Origin of the sequence: Streptomyces seoulensis (assembly GCF_022846655.1) — a bacterium.
Lineage (GTDB): Bacteria > Actinomycetota > Actinomycetes > Streptomycetales > Streptomycetaceae > Streptomyces.
On record NZ_AP025667.1, the window covers coordinates 996,692 to 1,015,732 of the forward strand.

Consider the following 19,041-nt stretch of genomic DNA (forward strand, 5'->3'; position numbering starts at 1 on the left):
GGAAGTTCCCCTCCCTCTCACATCCGGAAGACGCCGAACCGGGGCTCTCCCAGCGGCGCGTTGGCACAGGCGGTCAGGGCGAGTCCGAGCACCTGACGGGTCTGGAGCGGGTCGATCACACCGTCGTCCCAGAGGCGGGCCGTGGCGTAGTAGGCGCTGCCCTGGCCCTCGTACTGCGCGCGGATCGGGGCCTTGAAGGCGTCCTCGTCCTCGGCGGGCCACTCCTCGCCGCGCGCCTCCATCTGGTCCCGCTTGACCGTGGCGAGCACCGAGGCGGCCTGCTCGCCGCCCATGACGGAGATCTTGGCGCCGGGCCACATCCACATGAAGCGGGGGGAGTAGGCGCGGCCGCACATCGAGTAGTTGCCCGCGCCGTACGAGCCGCCGACGACCACCGTCAGTTTCGGCACGCGCGTGCAGGCCACCGCGGTGACCATCTTCGCGCCGTGCTTGGCGATGCCGCCCGCCTCGTAGTCCCTGCCGACCATGAAGCCGGAGATGTTCTGGAGGAAGACCAGCGGGATGCCGCGCTGGTCGCACAGCTCGATGAAGTGCGCGCCCTTCTGGGCGGACTCGGAGAACAGGATGCCGTTGTTGGCGACGATGCCGACCGGGTGGCCGTGGATACGGGCGAAGCCGGTGACCAGGGTCTGCCCGAACTCGGACTTGAACTCGCTGAACCGCGAGCCGTCCACCACGCGGGCGATGATCTCGCGGACGTCGTAGGGGGTGCGGGAGTCGACCGGGACCGCGCCGTACAGCCCGAAGGGGTCGACCTTCGGCTCGACGGCCGCCGTCACCTCCCAGGGGGCGTCGTTGCGGGCGGGGAGGGTGGCGACGATGTTCCGCACGATCCTCAGCGCGTGCGCGTCGTCCTCCGCGAGGTGGTCGGTGACGCCGGAGACACGGGAGTGGACCTCGCCGCCGCCCAGCTCCTCCGCCGTCACGACCTCGCCGGTGGCGGCCTTCACCAGCGGGGGGCCGCCGAGGAAGATCGTGCCCTGGTCGCGGACGATCACCGCCTCGTCGCTCATCGCCGGGACGTACGCGCCGCCGGCCGTGCAGGAGCCGAGGACGGCGGCGATCTGCGGGATGCCGGCCGCGGACATGCGGGCCTGGTTGTAGAAGATGCGGCCGAAGTGGTCGCGGTCGGGGAAGACCTCGTCCTGCATGGGCAGGAAGGCGCCGCCGGAGTCCACCAGGTAGACGCAGGGCAGGCGGTTGTCGAGGGCCACCTCCTGGGCGCGCAGGTGCTTCTTCACCGTCATCGGGTAGTACGTGCCGCCCTTGACGGTCGCGTCGTTGGCGACGATCACGCACTCGCGGCCGCTGACCCGGCCGATCCCGGCGATCACCCCGGCGGCCGGGGCCTGGCCGTCGTACATCCCGTCGGCCGCGAGGGGGGCCAGCTCCAGGAAGGGGGAGCCGGGATCGAGCAGGGCGTCCACCCGGTCCCTCGGCAGCAGCTTGCCGCGCGCGGTGTGCCGGGCGCGCGCCTTCTCCCCGCCGCCGAGGGCCGCTGACGCCAGCTTGGCGCGCAGCTCCTCGCCGAGGGCGAGATGGGCCCGTTCATTGGCCCGCCACGCCTCCGACGCGGGATCCGCCGCGCTCGTCAGCTCCGGTGCCTCGTGCATCCTGCGAACCCCTCACCTTGTTAATGAGCGTTAACGCATTTCCCTCAGGTTAACGACCGCTAACCTCCCTGTCTAGAATGAACCGCATGGCCAGCAGAACCGACGCCCCGACCAGGCGGCAGCAGATCCTCAGGGAGGCCGCCCGCCTCTTCGCCGAGCGCGGGTTCCACGGCGTGGGCGTGGACGAGATAGGGGCGGCGGTCGGCATCAGCGGCCCCGGCCTGTACCGGCACTTCCCCGGCAAGGACGCGATGCTCGCGGAGCTGCTGGTGGGCATCAGCGGCCAGCTCCTCACCGGGGCGCGCCGCCGCCTGGCGGAGACGGACGGCCACGCGGGCGCCTCCGAGGTGCTGGACTCCCTCATCGAGGGCCACATCGACTTCGCCCTGGACGACCGCCCCCTGATCACCCTCCACGACCGCGAGCTGGACCGGCTGCGCGACAGCGACCGCAAGCTGGTCCGCCAGCTCCAGCGCCAGTACGTCGAACTCTGGGTCGGCGTCGTCCGCGAGGTCTACCCGGCCCTCACGGAGCCCGCCGCCCGCTCCGCGGTCCACTCCGTCTTCGGCCTCCTCAACTCCACCCCCCACCTCGGCCGGGCCGGCACCCTTCCGGGCCGAACGGTGACGGCGGCGCTGCTGCACCGGATGGCACGGGGGGCGTTCGCGGCGGCGGGCGCCTGACGGCGGGTCTCGGCGGCCTTCCCCTCGGTACGCTCCGGCCGAAGCGTCACGCACCGTCCCCTTCGGCCCCCTGGCTGATCGACACCGCCGACTTCGGGCGGTAGGGCAAGGCCGGGAACCGGCAGTCGTCCGGGGTGGGGAAGCTCACCCTGGACGGGTGAACGTACTCGCCGGTACCTTCGGTTGAGCAAGCGCTTAGACATGCTCGATGTCATGCCGAGGTACGTGGAGGTGGCGGCGTGCGCCGTACGGTTTTCAGTGAGGATCACGAGGCGTTCCGGGAGACCCTTCGGGCCTTCATCGAGGCCGAGGTCGTGCCGGTCTACGACGAGTGGTTCGCGGCCGGTCAGGCGCCGCGGGACTTCTACTACAAGCTCGGCGAGCTGGGCATCTTCGGGATCAACGTCCCCGAGGAGTTCGGTGGTGCCGGCATGGACAGCCACAAGTTCGAGGCCGTCCTGTACGAGGAGACCGCCCGCGCGGGCGTCCAGTTCGGCGGCTCCGGCGTGCACGTCCTGCTCGCCCTGCCCTACATCAAGATGCTGGCCACGGACGAGCAGAAGAAGCGTTTCCTGCCGAAGTTCGTCACCGGCGAGGAGATGTGGGCCATCGCGATGACCGAGCCGGGCACCGGCTCGGACCTCGCGGGCATGAAGACCACCGCCAAGCTCTCCGAGGACGGCACGCACTACGTCCTCAACGGCGCCAAGACCTTCATCACCGGCGGTGTGCACGCCGACAAGGTCATCGTCTGCGCCCGCACCTCCGCCCCGAAGGAGGACGACCGCCGGTTCGGCATCTCCCTCTTCGCCGTGGACACCAAGTCCGAGGGCTACTCGGTGGGCCGCAAGCTGGACAAGCTCGGTCTGAAGACCTCCGACACCGCCGAACTCGCCTTCGTGGACGTCAAGGTCCCCGTCGAGGACCTGCTCGGCGAGGAGAACAAGGGCTTCTACTACCTCGGCCACAACCTGGCCTCCGAGCGCTGGGGCATCGCCTTCGGCGCCTACGCCCAGGCCAAGGCCGCCGTCCGCTTCGCCAAGAACTACGTGCAGGACCGCACGGTCTTCGGCAAGCCGGTGTCCCACTTCCAGAACACCAAGTTCGAGCTGGCCGCCTGCCAGGCCGAGGTGGACGCCGCCGAGGCCGTCGCCGACCGCGCGACCGAGGCGCTGGACGCCGGCGAGCTGACCCCCGCCGAGGCCGCCTCCGCCAAGCTGTTCTGCACCGAGGTCGCCCACCGCGTGATCGACCGCTGCCTCCAGCTCCACGGCGGCTACGGCTACATGAACGAGTACCCGATCGCCCGCCTGTACGCGGACAACCGGGTCAACCGCATCTACGGCGGCACCAGCGAGATCATGAAGTCGATCATCGCCAAGGACATGGGCCTGTAAGGCCCCCGCAATGACTGGCCGGTACAACTACACGACATGAGCCAGGCACTTCAGGACCTCCTCGATCTGCTCGACCTCGAGCGGATCGAGGAGGACATCTACCGCGGGCAGTCCCGCTCCGCCGTCATCCCCCGCGTCTTCGGCGGCCAGGTCGCCGCACAGGCGCTGGTCGCGGCGGGGCGCACGGTCCCCGCCGACCGTGCCGCCCACTCGCTGCACGCGTACTTCCTGCGCACCGGCGACCCCGGCGCGCCGATCGTCTACAGCGTCGACCGCATCCGTGACGGCCGCTCCTTCACCACCCGCCGCGTGGTCGCCGTCCAGCACGGCAAGCCGATCTTCCATCTCTCCGCGTCCTTCCAGACGTACGAGGACGGCCTCGACCACCAGGCGCCCATGCCGCCGGCGCCCGACCCGGCCACCCTGCCCACCTCCCAGGAACGCCTGCGCGGCTACGCCCACCTCGACCCCGAGGTCGTGGAGCGCTTCCTGGAGGCCCGCGAGGCGATCGACCTGCGGTACGTGGACGAGCCGCCCTACGGCGAGTTCGGCGCCCCGCGCGAGCCGCACAGCCAGGTCTGGTTCCGCGCCAACGGCAAGCTGGACGACGACCCCCTGCTGCACGTCGTCCTCGCCACCTACGTCTCCGACATGACCCTGCTCGACTCGGTGCTGCTCGCCCACGGGCGCGGCGGCTGGGCCGTCGGGGACGTGGTCGGGGCCTCCCTGGACCACGCGATGTGGTTCCACCGCCCCTTCCGCGCCGACGAGTGGCTGCTGTACGACCAGGAGTCACCCTCCGCGCACGGCGGCCGGGGTCTGGGCCAGGCCCGGATCTACACACGGGACGGCTCTCTCGCCATCTCCGTCGTCCAGGAGGGCGTGGTCCGCGTACCGCGCTGAGGCGTCAAGTCCATTGCCGGGCGCCGGAGATGATCCCCTCCGCGGGGCTCCCGGCGCCCTCGGACGCGAGGGCCCCCGCGCCGTGCGGGTGGCGCCTGCGAGGGCTCGTCACTCAGTAGACCGCTCAACAGGACGCGCGACGCATCCGGGACTAGGCTTCATGAGTGAAGGCCGCAGCACACGGCTTGCCCGGCGACGAGGATTCCGGATTCGAGGACCTCAGCCGCAGCACTTGATGGCGTGAATGCGCACAGGTGGTCTGTAAGGCGTCGGCGGAGCTCGATCGTGCCGCTCAGCACACTGCGGTGACACCTGAAGACCGTGCCGCAATCTTCCTCTTCGCGGTGACGGCCATCCACCCTCGCACCCAGATCGGGATCGCGAGAGACGATGGAGATGGAAGGTAATTTCTCATGCGATCAACGCGCGCGAGGCGTCTTGTCGCCCTGTCCGCAACCGGCCTGCTGCTGGCCGGCGGAGCAGCGGTGGGCGCCGCGGGCACCGCTTCGGCGACCCAGAACGGCCACCACAGCTCCTACGACCGGGACTACCGGGACGGTCACCACAACAGGTACAACGACCGAGGCTGGTGGAACGACGACGACTGGGGTTGGGGTCGTCACGGCAACCACCACAACAACAACTGGAACAACTGGGGTGACTACGACAACAACTGGGGTGGCTACGGCCACGGCGGTTACGGCCACGGCGGCTACGGCAACGGTCACGGCGGCGGCTACGGCGGCGGTCATGGCGGCGGCTACGGTGGCGGCCATGGCGGTGGCGGTCACGGCGGTGGCGGCCACGGCGGCGGCGGCGGTCACGGTCGCTGACAACACCGCAACCTGAGCGAGACGTGCGGTCCCTCCGGGGGCCGCACCTCGCGTTCGGGGCAGGCTCAGCCGAGTCCGGCCTGGTCCAGCAGATACGCCGTCATCGGGTCGTAGTACCGGGGGCTGACCACATGGTCGTCGAGCGGCACCGCCACTTGGAGGGTGCCCTCGGCCTCGGCGAGGAACAGCGCCGGGTCGTTGCAGTCGGCGTACCCGACCGCGTCCACGCCGTGCTGCGCCGCGTACCCGGCCCAGCCGTGGTCGGCCACGACGAGGTCCGGCAGCTCGCGTCCCTCGCGCTCAAGTCCCGTGAGGATGGCGCGCATCGGCTCACCGGAGTGCGTGTGCCACAGGGTCGCGCCGTGCTCCAGGACGGCCACGTCGGCGAACTGCATGACGTACCCCTCGTCCGTCTGCAGCCGCTCCGGGATGACCACGATCTCGCAGCCCGCGGCGCGCAGCGCGGCGGCGGTGGCCCGGTGCACGTCCAGCAGGCCGCCGGGATGACCGGTGGCGAACAGCACCCGCTGCCGGTCCTCGGCCGCCTTGCGCAGCCGCTGCGCGAGGCGCTCCAGCGCGGCCACGGTCAGCTCCGGGTCGATGGTGTCCTGCCCGTACCGGTGCTCGGCGTCGTCGTCGACACCGACCCGCTCGGCCATCACCGCGAGCACGTCCTGCTCGTCGGTCCACCTGTCGCCCAGCTCCAGACCGAGCCAGAAGTGCCGGTCGCCATTGGCCAGCCTGCGGTAGTGGGAGAGGTTGTTCTCGCGGGGCGTGGCCACGTCCCCCGCGATCCGCGTCCTCACCAGATGGTCGACGAGCTGAGCACGGCTGGGCGTCCCGGATATCGGCATGCCCCCCATTGTGGGGCAGCGAACGATCCTCCGTCTCCGGGACGCCCCTCTTCCGGGGGACCTTGATGATCTAGTTGTCACGCAGGGCGAACCACAGCTCCATCCGTACGTCCGGATCGTCCAGATCCGTGTCCAGAAGGGCCGCGCAGCGGGTGATGCGCTGGCGGACGGTGTTGCGGTGCACGTCCAGCGCCACCGCGGTGCGGTCCCAACTGCCGTGCAGCGAGAGCCAGGTGCGCAGAGTCTCGGTCAGCGCCGGGCCCGCGGCGAGCGGTGCGAGGAGGACCCGCGCGTACTCCTCCGCGTCCGCGCGCGGCACCAGGTCCGTCAGCCCCGGCCGGGCTCCGTGCCGGACCAGCGGGGCACGGGTGGCGCGGGCGCGGGCCAGCGCGCGGGCGGCCTGCGCGTCGGCGGACGGCCAGTCGGCGGGGCCGGCGGGGGCGCCGACGCCGAGCGTCCAGCCGGGCTGCGCGGCCGGCTCCCGCTCGGCGGGCACGAGGACGCGTACGACGTCACGGTCCAGGTCGATCAAGGGGGAACCGAGCGCCGCGCCGAGTGCGGCCGCGCCCATGGGGTCCGGCGTGCCGTTCTCCGGGCGGGCGTGCACGACCAGCCACCGCCCGCCGTCCCCCAGCAGCGCGGCCACCTCCGCCGGGGCCGCCCCCAGCAGCAGCCGCACCAGCGCCGAGGAGCGCGCCGCGCCCGCCCCGCTCTGGTGCTCGCCGGTCAGCAGGGAGAGCAGCACGGCGGCGACGGAGGCGATGGTGTGGTCCGCCTGCTCGCGCCGCCTGGTGGCCACGCCGAGCACGAAACCGCTGCCGCCGCCGAGGGCGTAGGCGGTCAACTGGGTGTCTGCGAGGGCGTCGGTGGCCGAGGCGGGGGTGGCCCGGGCGGGGCCGGGCTCGGGCGGGGCGGCCGGGGACCCGTCGCCGGGGGCGCCGGACGCGGTCGGAGCGGTGGGTCCGCCCGCCTGGCCACCGGGCCCGCACTGCTCTGCGGGCGCACCGGGTTCCGTGACGCCTCCCGGCCGCACCACCCCCGTCAGCTTCCGCAGCGCCTCCCGCGTGCCGGGCACCGGAGCGCGGCCCGCGCCCGCGACCACCGTGCCGTCGGGGCCGTAGAGAAGGGCCTGCCCGGAGAGCCGCTGGGCGAGCTGGCGCAGGACCGAAGGGACCGGGTCGGGGCGGGAGGCCGCGGCGGCCAGGCTCTGCTGGGCCTCCGTGACGCGGCGCAGTTCGGCCAGGCGGGCCTGTGCCATCAGTTGCCAGACCGCGCGGGCGATGCCGGAGAACGTGGTCCGGGGCGGCACCTCCAGCAGGGGGAGCCCGTACGCCTCGCAGGCGGCGACCAGCGCGCGCGGCACCGTGTCGTGCACCGGGGCCAGGCCGAAGCCGAGGGCGGCGCCGCCCGCCGCGACGATCCGGGACACGTAGTCCTCGAAGTAGTCCCCCGAGCTCCCGACTCCGCTCGAGCAGGGGGCGCCCCCATCCGCCCCGGCCGCCTCCGGCACGTGCACCCCGGCCGTCAGCAGCAGCTCGCCGCCCAGCAGATAGGGGTACGGGTCGGCCATCTCCGAGGTGTGCGCCCAGTGGATCACCGTGTCCTGGGCCGGGGGACCGGCGATCTGCCGCAGGCCAAGATCCTCGCGGGCCAGCAGCGCGGAGAGCGCCACGGGCGGGGTCGGCGGGACGGCCGGCGCGATCGGCTCAGACATGGTGTGCACATCCTCCTGCCAGCCCCGTTCATATGGATGAAACGTACACTTCGCAGTCGCTTTCCGGCCACCTATCGTCTAGCGGAACGGCAGCCGCGGGTACGGGCGGATGTCCCCGCGAACCGCTGCCGTCGACACCCCCACGCCAGAGCACGACACGCCACCGGAAAAGCGCGCGAAGGAGGGCCCCAGCCCATGGCCGTCGACTACACAGTGATCGTCGTCTATCTCGCCGGGATGCTGGCCATGGGCTGGTGGGGCATGCGCCGCGCCAAGTCGAAGAGCGAGTTCCTGGTGGCCGGCCGCAGACTGGGTCCGGCCATGTACTCCGGCACCATGGCCGCCATCGTCCTCGGCGGCGCGTCCACCATCGGCGGGGTCGGCCTCGGCTACAAGTACGGCCTCTCCGGCGCCTGGATGGTCTTCACCATCGGCCTCGGTCTGCTCGCCCTGTCGGTGTTCTTCTCCGCCCGCATCGCCCGGCTGAAGGTCTACACCGTCTCCGAGATGCTGGACCTGCGCTACGGCGGCCGGGCCGGGGTCATCTCCGGCGTCGTCATGTGGGCGTACACCCTGATGCTCGCGGTCACCTCGACCATCGCCTACGCCACGATCTTCGACGTGCTGTTCGACATGAACCGCACCCTGGCGATCGTCCTCGGCGGCTCGATCGTCGTCGCCTACTCCACCCTCGGCGGCATGTGGTCGATCACGCTCACCGACATGGTGCAGTTCGTGGTGAAGACCATCGGCGTGCTGCTCCTGCTGCTGCCCATCGCCGTGGTCAAGGCGGGCGGTTTCTCGGAGATGAAGGCGAAGCTGCCGACCTCGTACTTCGACCCGCTGGGCATCGGCGGCGAGACGATCTTCACCTATGTGCTGATCTACACCTTCGGCATGCTGATCGGCCAGGACATCTGGCAGCGCGTGTTCACCGCCCGTGACGACCGCACCGCCAAGTGGGGCGGCACCGCGGCGGGCACGTACTGCCTGGTCTACGCCGTCGCCGGCGCGGTGATCGGCACCGCCGCCAAGGTGCTCTACCCCAAGCTCGCGAGCCCCGACGACGCCTTCGCCACCATCGTCAAGGACGAACTCCCCATCGGCGTGCGGGGCCTGGTGCTGGCCGCCGCCCTCGCCGCCGTGATGTCCACGTCCTCCGGTGCCCTGATCGCCTGCGCGACCGTCGCCAACAACGACATCTGGTCCCGGCTGCGGGGGATGGTGCGGCCCGGCGGCGAGGAGCACGACGAGGTGAAGGGCAACCGTGTCTTCATCCTGATCATGGGCCTCGTCGTGATCGGCACCGCCATCGCGCTGAACAACGTGGTCGAGGCGCTCACGGTCGCGTACAACCTCCTCGTCGGCGGACTGCTCGTGCCCATCCTCGGCGGACTGCTGTGGAAGCGCGGCACCGTGCAGGGCGCGCTGGCCTCGGTGATCGTGGGCGGCCTCGCGGTGATCGGCCTGATGGCGGGCTACGGCATCCTCGCCAACGAGCCCGTCTACTACGGCCTGCTCGCCTCCCTCGCCGCCTACCTCGTGGTCTCCCTGGCCACGAAGCCCACCGACGAACGCGTCCTCGCCGCCTGGCGCGACCGCCTCGCCGGCAAGTCCCCCGAACTCCCGTCCGAACCCGTCCCGGCTCACCAGTAGAGTCGTACGGAAAGCAGTACATGCGCGACGAAGCGCAAGGAAGAAGGCATTTCACGATGAGCAGCACCGAGACGCCCCGCGGGCCCGTCGACTCCTCCCGCGTCCCGCGCTACGCGGGTCCCGCGACCTTCGCCCGGCTGCCCCGCCTGGACGAGGTCGGCCGCGCCGACGTCGCCGTGGTCGGCGTGCCGTTCGACTCCGGCGTCTCGTACCGGCCGGGCGCCCGCTTCGGCGGCAACGCCATCCGCGAGGCGTCCCGGCTGCTGCGCCCGTACAACCCCGCGCAGGACGCCTCCCCCTTCGCCCTCGCGCAGGTCGCGGACGGCGGCGACATCGCGGTGAACCCGTTCAACATCAACGAGGCCGTCGACACCATAGAGGCCGCCGCCGACGACCTGCTCGGCACCGGCGCCCGCCTGATGACGCTGGGCGGCGACCACACCATCGCGCTGCCGCTGCTGCGCTCGGTCGCCAAGAAGCACGGCCCGGTGGCGCTGCTGCACTTCGACGCGCACCTGGACACCTGGGACACCTACTTCGGCGCCGAGTACACGCACGGCACGCCGTTCCGCCGCGCGGTGGAGGAGGGCATCCTCGACACCGAGGCGCTGTCCCACGTGGGCACCCGCGGCCCGCTGTACGGCAAGCAGGACCTCACCGACGACGAGAAGATGGGCTTCGGCATCGTCACCTCGGCGGACGTCTACCGCCGGGGCGCCGACGAGGTCGCCGACCAGCTCCGCCAGCGCATCGGCGACCGCCCGCTGTACATCTCCATCGACATCGACTGCCTCGACCCTGCCCACGCCCCCGGCACCGGCACCCCCGAGGCGGGCGGCATGACCTCCCGCGAGCTGCTGGAGATCCTGCGCGGCCTCGCCTCCTGCAACCTGGTCTCGGCCGACGTGGTCGAGGTCGCCCCGGCCTACGACCACGCCGAGATCACCTCGGTCGCGGCCTCGCACACGGCCTACGAACTCACCACCATCATGAGCCGTCAGATCGCGGCGGCCCGGAAGGACGCGTAAGCGACGTGACGCACGACCACGACCTGGAACTCCGCCCGACCGAGGCGCAGACGGAGGCGGCCCTGAATCCCCCGCCGGGGCGCAACGGCGGCGACCTGGTCGTGGAGACCCTGGCCGGGCTGGGCGCGACGACCGTCTTCGGCCTGCCCGGCCAGCACGCGCTCGGCATGTTCGACGCGCTGCGCCGCTCCTCGCTGCGCTACATCGGCCTACGGGTGGAGAACAACGCGGGCTTCGCGGCGGACGCGTACGGCCGGATCACCGGGGAGGCGGCACCGCTGCTGCTCTCCACCGGGCCGGGCGCGCTGACCTCGCTGGCGGCCCTGCAGGAGGCGGCGTCCGCCTCGGCGCCCGTCCTGGCGATCAGCAGCCAGATCCCGACGGCGGGGCTGGGCGGTGGTCGACACGGTTATCTGCACGAACTCCCCGACCAGTCGGCGTCGTTCCGGGGCGTGGTGAAGTCGGTTCACACGGTCCGTACGCAGTCGCAGATCCCGTCGGCGATCGCGGAGGCATGGCGGTCCGCGCTCACGGCCCCGCACGGCCCGGTGTGGGTGGAGATCCCGCAGGACGTCCTCCTCGTGGAGACCTCGCTGCCCCAGGTGACGGCGCCGGACGCCCTCCCGGAGGACCTGGTCCCGCGCGTCGAGCTCACGGCGGTCGCGGCCGACCTGCTGTCCAGGGCGGAGCGTCCGGCGATCATCGCGGGCGGGGGAGTCGTACGGTCGGACGCCTCGGGCAAGCTGCGGCAGCTCGCGGAGAAGCTGGACGCCCCCGTGGTGACCACCTTCGGCGGTAAGGGCGCCTTCCCCTGGGAGCACCCGCTGTCCCTCCAGTCCTGGCTGGAGGACCGCCACATGACGGACCTCCTGGAGGACGCCGACGTCCTGCTGGTGGTCGGCTCGGGCCTGGGTGAACTCTCCTCGAACTACCACACGTTCAAGCCGCGTGGCCGGGTGATCCAGATCGAGGCCGACCTCGGCAAGCTGGAGTCCAACCACCCGGCGCTGGGCATCCACGCGGACGCCCGCCTGGCGCTGCAGGCCCTGCTGGAGACGGTGGCGGAGCGGGACGACGCCACGGCGCCGGACCGGGTCCGGGACGTACTGGCCCGCGTCGCGGACCGCATCGCGGGTCAGGAACTCGCCCTGGAACAGGACGTGTTGGCGTCCGTCCGCCGCGCCCTGCCCGCCGGTTCCCCGTCCTTCTGGGACATGACGATCCTCGCCTACTGGGCCTGGTCCGCCTTCGACCCGCGCGGCTCCAACACCATGCACTCGGCCCAGGGCGCCGGCGGCCTCGGCTACGGCTTCCCCGCGGCCCTCGGCGCGGCGGCGGCCGATCCGACCCGCCCGGTCCTCGCGGTCTCCGGCGACGGGGGCGCCCTGTACTCCATCGCGGAACTGGCGACGGCGAAGCAGTACGGCCTCCCCGTGACGTGGCTCATCGTCGACGACGGTGGCTACGGCATCCTCCGCGAGTACATGACGGACGCCTTCGGCCAGGCCACGGCGACGGAACTCACCCGCCCTGACTACGTGGCCCTGGCGGAGTCCTTCGGGGTACCGGGCGTGCGGACGTCTCCCGAGACCCTGGAGGCGGACCTGGCCAAGGCCCTGGCCGCACCCGGGCCGTCGGTGGTCGTGCTCCCGGCGGTGCTGCGGATGTTCGCGCCCACGCACCTGGGCTGAGCGGCCGCGCCGGACACCGGACAGCGGTGAACTTCCCCCGTGCGGGGGCAGGTTCACCGCTGTCGTGCTTCTACCAGATCGCGTCGACCCACTCCGGGTGGTCGATGAACGGGTTGCGGTTGTGCTGGTAGGTGTCGTAGATGACCTGGTTGCGCTTCTCCTCGAAGGCGCTCGGCGGGTCCTCGTCGCTCCACTGCTTGAGGACGGACAGCTTGCCGATGTACGGGTTGCTGCCGTTGCCGACCTTCTCGTTGGGCTCCAGGTCGGCGAAGCCGTCGCCCCCGTCGTAGCGGACCGCCATGTAGAGGATCATCCGGGCCACGTCGCCCTTGTCCGCGTCGCGCGGCTCGAAGGAGTCGGAGTCGGTGAGGCTGCCGCCCCCGCCGCTGACCGCGCTGCCGCCGTTGTCGAAGTCCTTGTTGCCGCGGATGCTGTTGACCGACACGTCCGCGGGGCGCAGGTGGTGCAGGTCGGTGCCGGGGCCGGTGACCTCGCCGAAGTCGCCGTGCGACTTGGCCCAGGTGTGCTCGCGGTTCCAGTCGCCGACGTCGCCGCCGTTGAGGGACTTGCTGCGCGAGACACCGCTGTAGAGCAGGATCACGTTGTTGCTGTTGTTCGGGTCCTGGTCGGTGACCTTCAGCGCGTCCCAGACCGCCGAGTACGAGATCTTGCTCTGGCTGCTGATGATGGTGTGCAGCGAGGACTTGAGGCTCGCGCCCGTCTTGCCGACGGCGTTCTTGTAGTACGTGGTGTCGTACGAGGTCGTCGTCGCGTTTGCCGGGGTGGCTACCGCCGCAGGCAGGGTGAGGCCGACGAGCAGTGCCGAAACGGCCAGTGCCGGGACCTTCCAACGGTGCATGTGCGTCACGGGCATGAGGGTGCCGATCTACGCGGGTTGATTGAGCGGACAACGAGCGTGACATGGACACGCGGGCGTGGCGGTGAAGAGGAGGTGACCGTTGTGTGACGAGATCCGGCAAGTGGGCTGCGCTGTGCGCTGTTTGACGGGACGGTGACCGCCCCTGCCGTCGGGGCTCGCGCCCCCTAGGGCCGCCTGGCGGCCCTACTGCCCGCGAGCACGCCCAGGAGCACCAGCGCCGCGTTCACCCCGATCGCCGTCTTCAGGCCGGTCAGGACGGCGGGGGCGGTCGGGCCCGGCATCGCGGCGGTGGCGATCGCGCTCATGACCGGGGCGCCCATGGTGATGCCGATCTGCTGGGTCATCGTGGCCAGACCGGTGGCGAGACCCTGCTCGTGGTCGGCCAGACCTGATGTGGCGGTGACCATGAAGCCGACGATGACGAGCATGTTGCCGACGCCGCCGGTGAAGGTGGCGGCGAGCAGCAGGGGCAGCGAGCCGTGCCCCTCGCCGAGCCCCAGCAGCGCGGCCGTGGACACCGCCTGGACCAGGCCGCCGACGATCAGCGTCCGCCGGTTGCCCAGCCTGGCGATGACCCGAGGCGCGACCGAGCCGCCGACGACCGTACCCGCGCCCAGCACGCCGAAGGCCAGCCCGGCCGCGAGCGGGGAGAAGCCGAGCACCTCCTGGAGGTACAGGGTCAGCAGGAAGACCAGCGAGGTCTCGGTGAGGAACGCGAGCAGCCCGACGACGTTCCCCCAGGCCACGGTGGGCTTCCGCAGTATCCCGAGCGGCACGAGCGGGGCGGCCGCCCGGCGCTCCACGGCGTGGAAGGCGAGCAGCAGGGTGGCGCCGACGGCGAGCGAGAGCAGCGCGTACGGGGAGGTCCAGCCGTGCTCACCGGCCTGGGTGAGGCCGAGGACCACCGCGAGGAGGCCGAGGGTGACGGTGAGGGCGCCGGGGAGGTCCAGCCTGGGGCGCTGGACGGGCCTGGACTCCGCGACGACCGTTGGGGCGAGGAGCAGTACGGCGAGGGCGACGGGGACGTTGATGAAGAAGGCCCAGCGCCAGGAGAGCAGGTCGGTCAGCACGCCGCCGAGGACCGCGCCGGTGGTGAACCCCGCTGACATCAAAGCTCCGTTGAGCCCGAGCGCCTTCTCCCGCAGGGGCCCCTCGGGGAACGAGGTCGTCATCAGCGACAGCCCCGCCGGGGTCACCGCGGCCGTGGCGAGCCCTTGCAGCACGCGTGCGGCGAGCAGCACTTCGGGGCTGGTGGCGAGACCGCCCGCGAGCGAGGCGACGGCGAGTACGGCGAGGCCGCCCAGGAACAGCCGACGGCGCCCGAAGAGGTCGGCGACGCGGCCGAAGAGGAGGGTGAAGCCGGCGGCGCAGAGGGCGAATGAGGTGCCGATCCACTGGAGTTGACCGAGGGGGAAGCCGAGGCCCTGGCCGATGACGGGGAGGGCGACGTTGAGGATGGAGAAGTCCACGGCGAGCATGAACTGGGCGGCGAGGAGAAGGACGAGGGTGAGGCGGAGGCGGGGGGTGAGAGTCGGTGCGAGCGTCGTCGTCATGTCCGTCAGGCTGGCCGGAGGGGCGCGGGGCCAGCCAGAACCGTGGGAAGGGTGGTCATGACGTGACCACCCTGGGCGGGGCGGAGCGCGCCATCATGGAAGCCCCGACCTCCAGGAGGCAGCGATGGACGTCCCGTCCGACCTGGGCGAGTTCCTCAAGTCCCGCCGGGCCGCGCTGCGTCCGGAGGAGGTGGGCCTCACTCCGCTGCCGACCCGGCGCCGGGTGAGCGGCCTGCGCCGGGAGGAGCTGGCCATGCTCTCCGGCGTCAGCGTCACCCACTACACCCGCCTGGAACAGGGCCGCGCGGCTGGCGCCTCCGACTCCGTCCTGACCGCCATCGCCCGGACCCTCCGCCTGACCGACGACGAGACGGCGCACCTACGCGCCCTCGCCCGCCCGTCCCGCCGTACGGCCCCGTCCCGCCCGGGACACGCGAGCGCGTCGATACGGCAGTTGCTGTCCGCGATGCCGGGCGTCCCCGCCCTCGCGCTGGACCGCCGCAACGACATCCTGGCCTGGAACACCCCCGGCCACGCCCTCCTGGCCCCCCACCTCCCCACCACCCTCCCCGACACCCCGGCCACGCGCCCCAACCTCACCCGCATGCTCTTCCTGGACCCCGACTACCGCGCCCTCCACCGGGACTGGCCCACGGAAGCGACCCTGGCGGTGGCCTCCCTCCGCCAGACAGCGGCCCACCACCCGGACGACCTGATCGACCTAATAGGCCAACTGACCATCCAATCACCCGAGTTCACTACCCTCTGGAACCGCCACCCGGTCCGCACCTGCACCTCAGGCGTCAAACACCTCCACCACCCGACCGCGGGCCCCCTGGACCTGACCTTCGAAACCCTGACCCTCCCGACTCCCTCGGGCCAGCGGCTGATCACGTACACGGCGGAAGCGGGCTCGGGCTCGGAACGAGCACTCCGCATGCTCGGGGGCCTCGACGGATCCTGCGCCGTGTCGGGTTCCGGTTCACTCGCCGCCTGGTCGTAGCCGCCGGGCGATGTCGATGTCCTGCTGCAGTGCGCTGAGACGGGGAGGGTTTCTGCTGGCGTCGAGGACGACAACATGCAGTTGATCTCCCACCTGGGGCGGTGCGGTGCGCTCGTCCCACCAGGATGGGTGTTTCACCTGGTCGATAAATCCGCTCTCACCGTCGACATTCACTTGTGCCCCTACGGGCGCCACTGCCACCACGGTCACGTCGAGTTCCTGATGATTGCGGAATGTCACTCCGGTCCTCCGAAAATAGAAATCCAGCTGCGCCCCAGGGTGAGCTCGTTGAATCGATCCAGCCTGTCCATGCCGGTGAGATCCTGGATGATCTCCTTCGCCTTGTCCGCCGCGCTCACTCGGACCGTCCCTCGCCCTTCGCGCCGACCTTGCTGAACATCGAGCGGATGAGCTCCTCGTTGTCGATGTGACTGTCCGCCATGTCGCTCATCGCTTCGTGGATGCTCGCTATGCCGTCGGAGAGGATGGACGCGGCGTGCTCGATCTTCTTCACGATCGGCCCATACGCCTTGTGGAACGCTTCGCCCTGCTCGTCGTCACCCCACGGTGAACCCGCTTCTCCGAGCGCGGCCTTCAGCTTGGTGAGGGCCTTGGCGAGATCGTGGCTGTGCGTCTGGAAACGCGGAGCCGTCTTCTTCAGATCGGCGATCTTGATGTCGAGTATCTTGCCGTCGCTGCCCTGGTCACCCATGTGCCGCTCTCGTCCCCTCCGCCGACGCGCCAACCCAACGACCCTAGTGGGGGCGACGGTTTGCAATCGAAGAGAACGCCAAGAGACGGCAAAGATCGCTTTGTGATCACGTTGAGTGGAGGCGTCGCCCCCCACCTTCACGAACACCAGTACAACCCTCACCCACCCCCATGAGTCATCCGATGCATGACGCATCGGACATCAAGACGCAAGGGAGCGATAGCCGCCGTGCTCGGTGGCGCATTGCTCATACCCGTGGTGGCTGCCGCCCCCGCCTCCGCCGCCACCGCGGTGAGCTGTACCTCCGCCAAGTCGGGCCTCGCGGCCAAGCTGAGCAAGGACATCACCGCCGCGCTCGCGGGCCGCAAGGGCAGCGTCGCGCTCGGGGTGTACGAGCGGTCCACCAACACCACCTGCACGCTGCGCGCGACCAGCGCGTACGACTCGGCCAGCACCGTCAAGGTCACCGTGCTGGCCACCCTGTTGTGGGACGCGAAGAAGCGGAACCGGTACCTGACCAGCACCGAGACCTCGCTCGCCACGGCCATGATCACGAAGTCGGACAACGCCGCGACCACCAAGCTGTGGAAGCAGCTCGGGACGACGAAGGTCAAGGGCTTCCTGTCGGCCGCCGGGATGACGAAGACCACGCCGGGCGCGGACGGTTACTGGGGCCTGACCCAGATCAATGTCACCGACGAGCAGAAGCTGCTGAAGCTCGTCACCGCCAAGAACTCCGTGCTGAGCGACAACTCCCGTGCCTACATCCTGAAGTTGATGGGCCAGGTCGTCTCCTCCCAGCGCTGGGGCACCCCCGCCGGCGCCCCCTCCACCGTCGCCGTCCACGTCAAGAACGGCTGGCTCCAGCGGGCCACCCACGGCTGGCGCGTGCACAGCCTCGGCACCTTCAACGGCGCGGGCCACGACTACACGATCACCGTGCTGACCCAGGACAACAGCACGATGGACTACGGCGTGACCACCATCCAGAACGTCTCCAGGGCCATCCACAAGGACCTCGTCCCGACCACGTCGAAGACGGCCCTGTACGTCCCCACCAGCACTCCCAGCGAGGCCTTCGTCGCGACCCCGCCGCAGGGCTGATCCTTCACCGGGCGCTCTCCCGCCGGTCACCGCGCACGCCCTACGGTGACCGGCATGCGTCCACGCACCCTGCTCGCGGCCCTCGCCGCCGCCACCCTCGCCGCCAGTGCCAGTGCCAGTGCCAGTGCCAGTGCCAGTGCCAGCGGCACCGCGCACGCCGACGAACAGCAGAGTCACGCCTGTTCGGCCTCCGTCGCCATCGACGGCTTCTCCGACACCCTCGACAAGACCACCTACGACGGCACCTACGTCGGCAACCTCTCCGCCCTCGCCGTCGACCGCGACGGCTCGCTCGCGGCGCTCTCGGACCGGTCAGCCCTGTTCCGGATCGATACGAAGAGGCCGCGGCCGACCGCCGCCGTACCGCTCGCCGACGAAGCGGGCGGCGGGCTGGACTCCGAAGGGCTCGCCGTCGACCGGGACGGCACGAGGCTGGTCACCTCCGAGACCGAGCCGTCCGTGCGGCGGTACTCCCGCGCGGGCGAACTGCTGGAGCGGCTGCCGGTGCCCGACGCGCTGAAGGTCACCCCCGCGGGCCGTGCCACCGCCAACCAGACCTTCGAGGGGCTGACCCTCCTGCCCGGCGGCCGGACCCTGCTCGCGTCCATGGAGTACGCCCTCGCCGGTGACGACCCCGGCACCGTCCGCTTCCAGACCTGGACGCGGGACCACGGCCGGTTCCGGCTCGGCCCGCAGTACGCGTACCGGACCGACGACCCGAGTCTGGGCGTGCCCGAGGTGCAGGCCACCCCGGACGGGCGCCTCCTCGTGCTGGAGCGCGGTTTCGAGGCGGGCGTCGGCAACACCGTCCGGCTGAGCCTCGCCGACCCGCGCCGCGCCACGGACACCTCACGCGTCGAGCACCTCACCGGGCAGCCCGGAGTCCGGACCCTCCGCAAGACCCCGCTCGCCGACCTCGCCGACTGCCCCACCCTCGGCGCGACCGCCCGCCAGCCCCAGCCCAACCCGCTGCTCGACAACATCGAGGGGATGACGGTCACCGGCCACGAGCACACCCTCAAGGTGCTCCTCGTCAGCGACGACAACCAGAACCCGGCCCAGACGACCCGCCTCTACCGCCTCCGCGTCCGCCTCGACTGAGACTCCCGTCCGCGTTCCAGTCCGACGGGATCTCCGCCGTCAGACCCAGCGCCCGCGCCCGCTCCTCGATGTGCCGCCGGATCTCGTCGTGCGGATCGCGGCGCCCCCGGCCGACCGCGTGGACCGCCCGGCGCAGATCCTCCACGCCGTGCAGACCGGCCGGCCGGACCGGGGAGCCGCCGTCCGGGAGGGACCAGCCCTCCTCCGCGCAGTAGCGCCGCGCCGCCGCGTCCAGATCGCCCGCGTCCGGTGTGTCGATGTTGCCCTTGTCCATGCGAGCCTCCAGCGCAGAGCC

19 protein-coding genes are annotated in these 19,041 nt (G+C 71.2%); 10 read left to right on the plus strand and 9 right to left on the minus strand.

Annotated features, from left to right (window positions below; all coding sequences use genetic code 11):
- Nucleotides 1-17: 17 nt before the first annotated feature.
- On the minus strand, nucleotides 18-1,634 hold the full coding sequence (locus tag HEK131_RS04645; protein ID WP_244333765.1) for a carboxyl transferase domain-containing protein: 1,617 nt from the start codon (nucleotides 1,632-1,634) through the stop codon (nucleotides 18-20).
- Between the two features lie 86 nt (nucleotides 1,635-1,720).
- Between HEK131_RS04645 and HEK131_RS04650 the strand changes: the two genes are divergently transcribed.
- The 4 genes from HEK131_RS04650 (at nucleotide 1,721) to HEK131_RS04665 (ending at nucleotide 5,450) form a co-directional block, all read left to right on the plus strand.
- Complete coding sequence (locus tag HEK131_RS04650) at nucleotides 1,721-2,317, plus strand: SACE_7040 family transcriptional regulator (protein WP_244333766.1); 597 nt, start codon at nucleotides 1,721-1,723, stop codon at nucleotides 2,315-2,317.
- Between the two features lie 239 nt (nucleotides 2,318-2,556).
- Nucleotides 2,557-3,714, plus strand: a complete 1,158-nt coding sequence (locus HEK131_RS04655) for an acyl-CoA dehydrogenase family protein (RefSeq protein WP_161150510.1) — start codon at nucleotides 2,557-2,559, stop codon at nucleotides 3,712-3,714.
- Nucleotides 3,715-3,750: 36 nt separating this feature from the next.
- Nucleotides 3,751-4,617 (plus strand): acyl-CoA thioesterase II, encoded by an 867-nt coding sequence (tesB, locus tag HEK131_RS04660; protein WP_244333767.1) that lies wholly within the window; start codon nucleotides 3,751-3,753, stop codon nucleotides 4,615-4,617.
- 413 nt (nucleotides 4,618-5,030) lie between these two features.
- Nucleotides 5,031-5,450: a hypothetical protein gene (locus HEK131_RS04665; protein ID WP_217461662.1), complete on the plus strand. Its 420-nt coding sequence runs from the start codon at nucleotides 5,031-5,033 to the stop codon at nucleotides 5,448-5,450.
- Nucleotides 5,451-5,515: 65 nt separating this feature from the next.
- Here the strand turns inward: HEK131_RS04665 and HEK131_RS04670 are convergent, their stop codons facing one another.
- Both HEK131_RS04670 and HEK131_RS04675 read right to left on the minus strand, forming a co-directional pair.
- Entirely contained in the window at nucleotides 5,516-6,304 is a 789-nt protein-coding gene (locus tag HEK131_RS04670) for a phosphatase (RefSeq protein WP_161150512.1), read from the minus strand.
- A 70-nt stretch (nucleotides 6,305-6,374) separates the two neighbouring features.
- A complete protein-coding gene (locus HEK131_RS04675; RefSeq protein ID WP_244333768.1) occupies nucleotides 6,375-8,018 on the minus strand; it encodes a PucR family transcriptional regulator in 1,644 nt (547 codons plus the stop codon).
- A gap of 195 nt (nucleotides 8,019-8,213) precedes the next feature.
- On the opposite strand from HEK131_RS04675, the gene HEK131_RS04680 reads away from it, so the two are divergent.
- Genes HEK131_RS04680 through HEK131_RS04690 form a run of 3 tightly spaced genes read left to right on the plus strand, consistent with a single transcriptional unit; the run spans nucleotide 8,214 to nucleotide 12,393 of the window.
- Nucleotides 8,214-9,674 carry a sodium:solute symporter gene (locus HEK131_RS04680; RefSeq protein WP_217461828.1) on the plus strand — a complete coding sequence of 487 codons (1,461 nt, stop codon included), beginning with the start codon at nucleotides 8,214-8,216 and terminating at the stop codon, nucleotides 9,672-9,674.
- Between the two features lie 56 nt (nucleotides 9,675-9,730).
- Nucleotides 9,731-10,702, plus strand: a complete 972-nt coding sequence (gene speB, locus HEK131_RS04685; protein WP_217461827.1) for an agmatinase — start codon at nucleotides 9,731-9,733, stop codon at nucleotides 10,700-10,702.
- A 5-nt stretch (nucleotides 10,703-10,707) separates the two neighbouring features.
- A complete protein-coding gene (locus HEK131_RS04690; RefSeq protein ID WP_244333769.1) occupies nucleotides 10,708-12,393 on the plus strand; it encodes a thiamine pyrophosphate-binding protein in 1,686 nt (561 codons plus the stop codon).
- A gap of 70 nt (nucleotides 12,394-12,463) precedes the next feature.
- On the opposite strand, the gene HEK131_RS04695 is transcribed toward HEK131_RS04690, so the two are convergent.
- Both HEK131_RS04695 and HEK131_RS04700 read right to left on the minus strand, forming a co-directional pair.
- On the minus strand, nucleotides 12,464-13,267 hold the full coding sequence (locus tag HEK131_RS04695; RefSeq protein ID WP_244333770.1) for an endonuclease I family protein: 804 nt from the start codon (nucleotides 13,265-13,267) through the stop codon (nucleotides 12,464-12,466).
- A gap of 170 nt (nucleotides 13,268-13,437) precedes the next feature.
- The gene (locus HEK131_RS04700) at nucleotides 13,438-14,826 is read right to left on the minus strand and encodes an MFS transporter (RefSeq protein ID WP_244333771.1); all 1,389 of its coding nucleotides are present in this window, start codon (nucleotides 14,824-14,826) and stop codon (nucleotides 13,438-13,440) included.
- 124 nt (nucleotides 14,827-14,950) lie between these two features.
- On the opposite strand from HEK131_RS04700, the gene HEK131_RS04705 reads away from it, so the two are divergent.
- Nucleotides 14,951-15,829 carry a helix-turn-helix transcriptional regulator gene (locus tag HEK131_RS04705; RefSeq protein WP_244333772.1) on the plus strand — a complete coding sequence of 293 codons (879 nt, stop codon included), beginning with the start codon at nucleotides 14,951-14,953 and terminating at the stop codon, nucleotides 15,827-15,829.
- Here HEK131_RS04705 and HEK131_RS04710 read toward each other — a convergent pair.
- From HEK131_RS04710 to HEK131_RS04715, 3 genes are read right to left on the minus strand one after another with little or no spacing between them, the layout of a single operon-like run.
- Complete coding sequence (locus HEK131_RS04710) at nucleotides 15,809-16,069, minus strand: hypothetical protein (protein WP_244333773.1); 261 nt, start codon at nucleotides 16,067-16,069, stop codon at nucleotides 15,809-15,811. The genes HEK131_RS04705 and HEK131_RS04710 overlap by 21 nt on opposite strands.
- Nucleotides 16,066-16,188 carry a hypothetical protein gene (locus HEK131_RS30110; RefSeq protein WP_279614243.1) on the minus strand — a complete coding sequence of 41 codons (123 nt, stop codon included), beginning with the start codon at nucleotides 16,186-16,188 and terminating at the stop codon, nucleotides 16,066-16,068. The genes HEK131_RS04710 and HEK131_RS30110 overlap by 4 nt, the downstream gene beginning before the upstream one ends.
- A complete protein-coding gene (locus tag HEK131_RS04715) occupies nucleotides 16,185-16,541 on the minus strand; it encodes a WXG100 family type VII secretion target (RefSeq protein WP_244333774.1) in 357 nt (118 codons plus the stop codon). The genes HEK131_RS30110 and HEK131_RS04715 overlap by 4 nt, the downstream gene beginning before the upstream one ends.
- 186 nt (nucleotides 16,542-16,727) lie before the next feature.
- Between HEK131_RS04715 and HEK131_RS04720 the strand changes: the two genes are divergently transcribed.
- Both HEK131_RS04720 and HEK131_RS04725 read left to right on the plus strand, forming a co-directional pair.
- Nucleotides 16,728-17,645, plus strand: a complete 918-nt coding sequence (locus HEK131_RS04720; protein WP_244333775.1) for a serine hydrolase — start codon at nucleotides 16,728-16,730, stop codon at nucleotides 17,643-17,645.
- A gap of 54 nt (nucleotides 17,646-17,699) precedes the next feature.
- Nucleotides 17,700-18,746 (plus strand): esterase-like activity of phytase family protein, encoded by a 1,047-nt coding sequence (locus HEK131_RS04725; protein WP_244333776.1) that lies wholly within the window; start codon nucleotides 17,700-17,702, stop codon nucleotides 18,744-18,746.
- Here HEK131_RS04725 and HEK131_RS04730 read toward each other — a convergent pair.
- Nucleotides 18,679-19,020, minus strand: a complete 342-nt coding sequence (locus tag HEK131_RS04730; protein WP_244333777.1) for a hypothetical protein — start codon at nucleotides 19,018-19,020, stop codon at nucleotides 18,679-18,681. The genes HEK131_RS04725 and HEK131_RS04730 overlap by 68 nt on opposite strands.
- Nucleotides 19,021-19,041 lie beyond the last annotated feature (21 nt).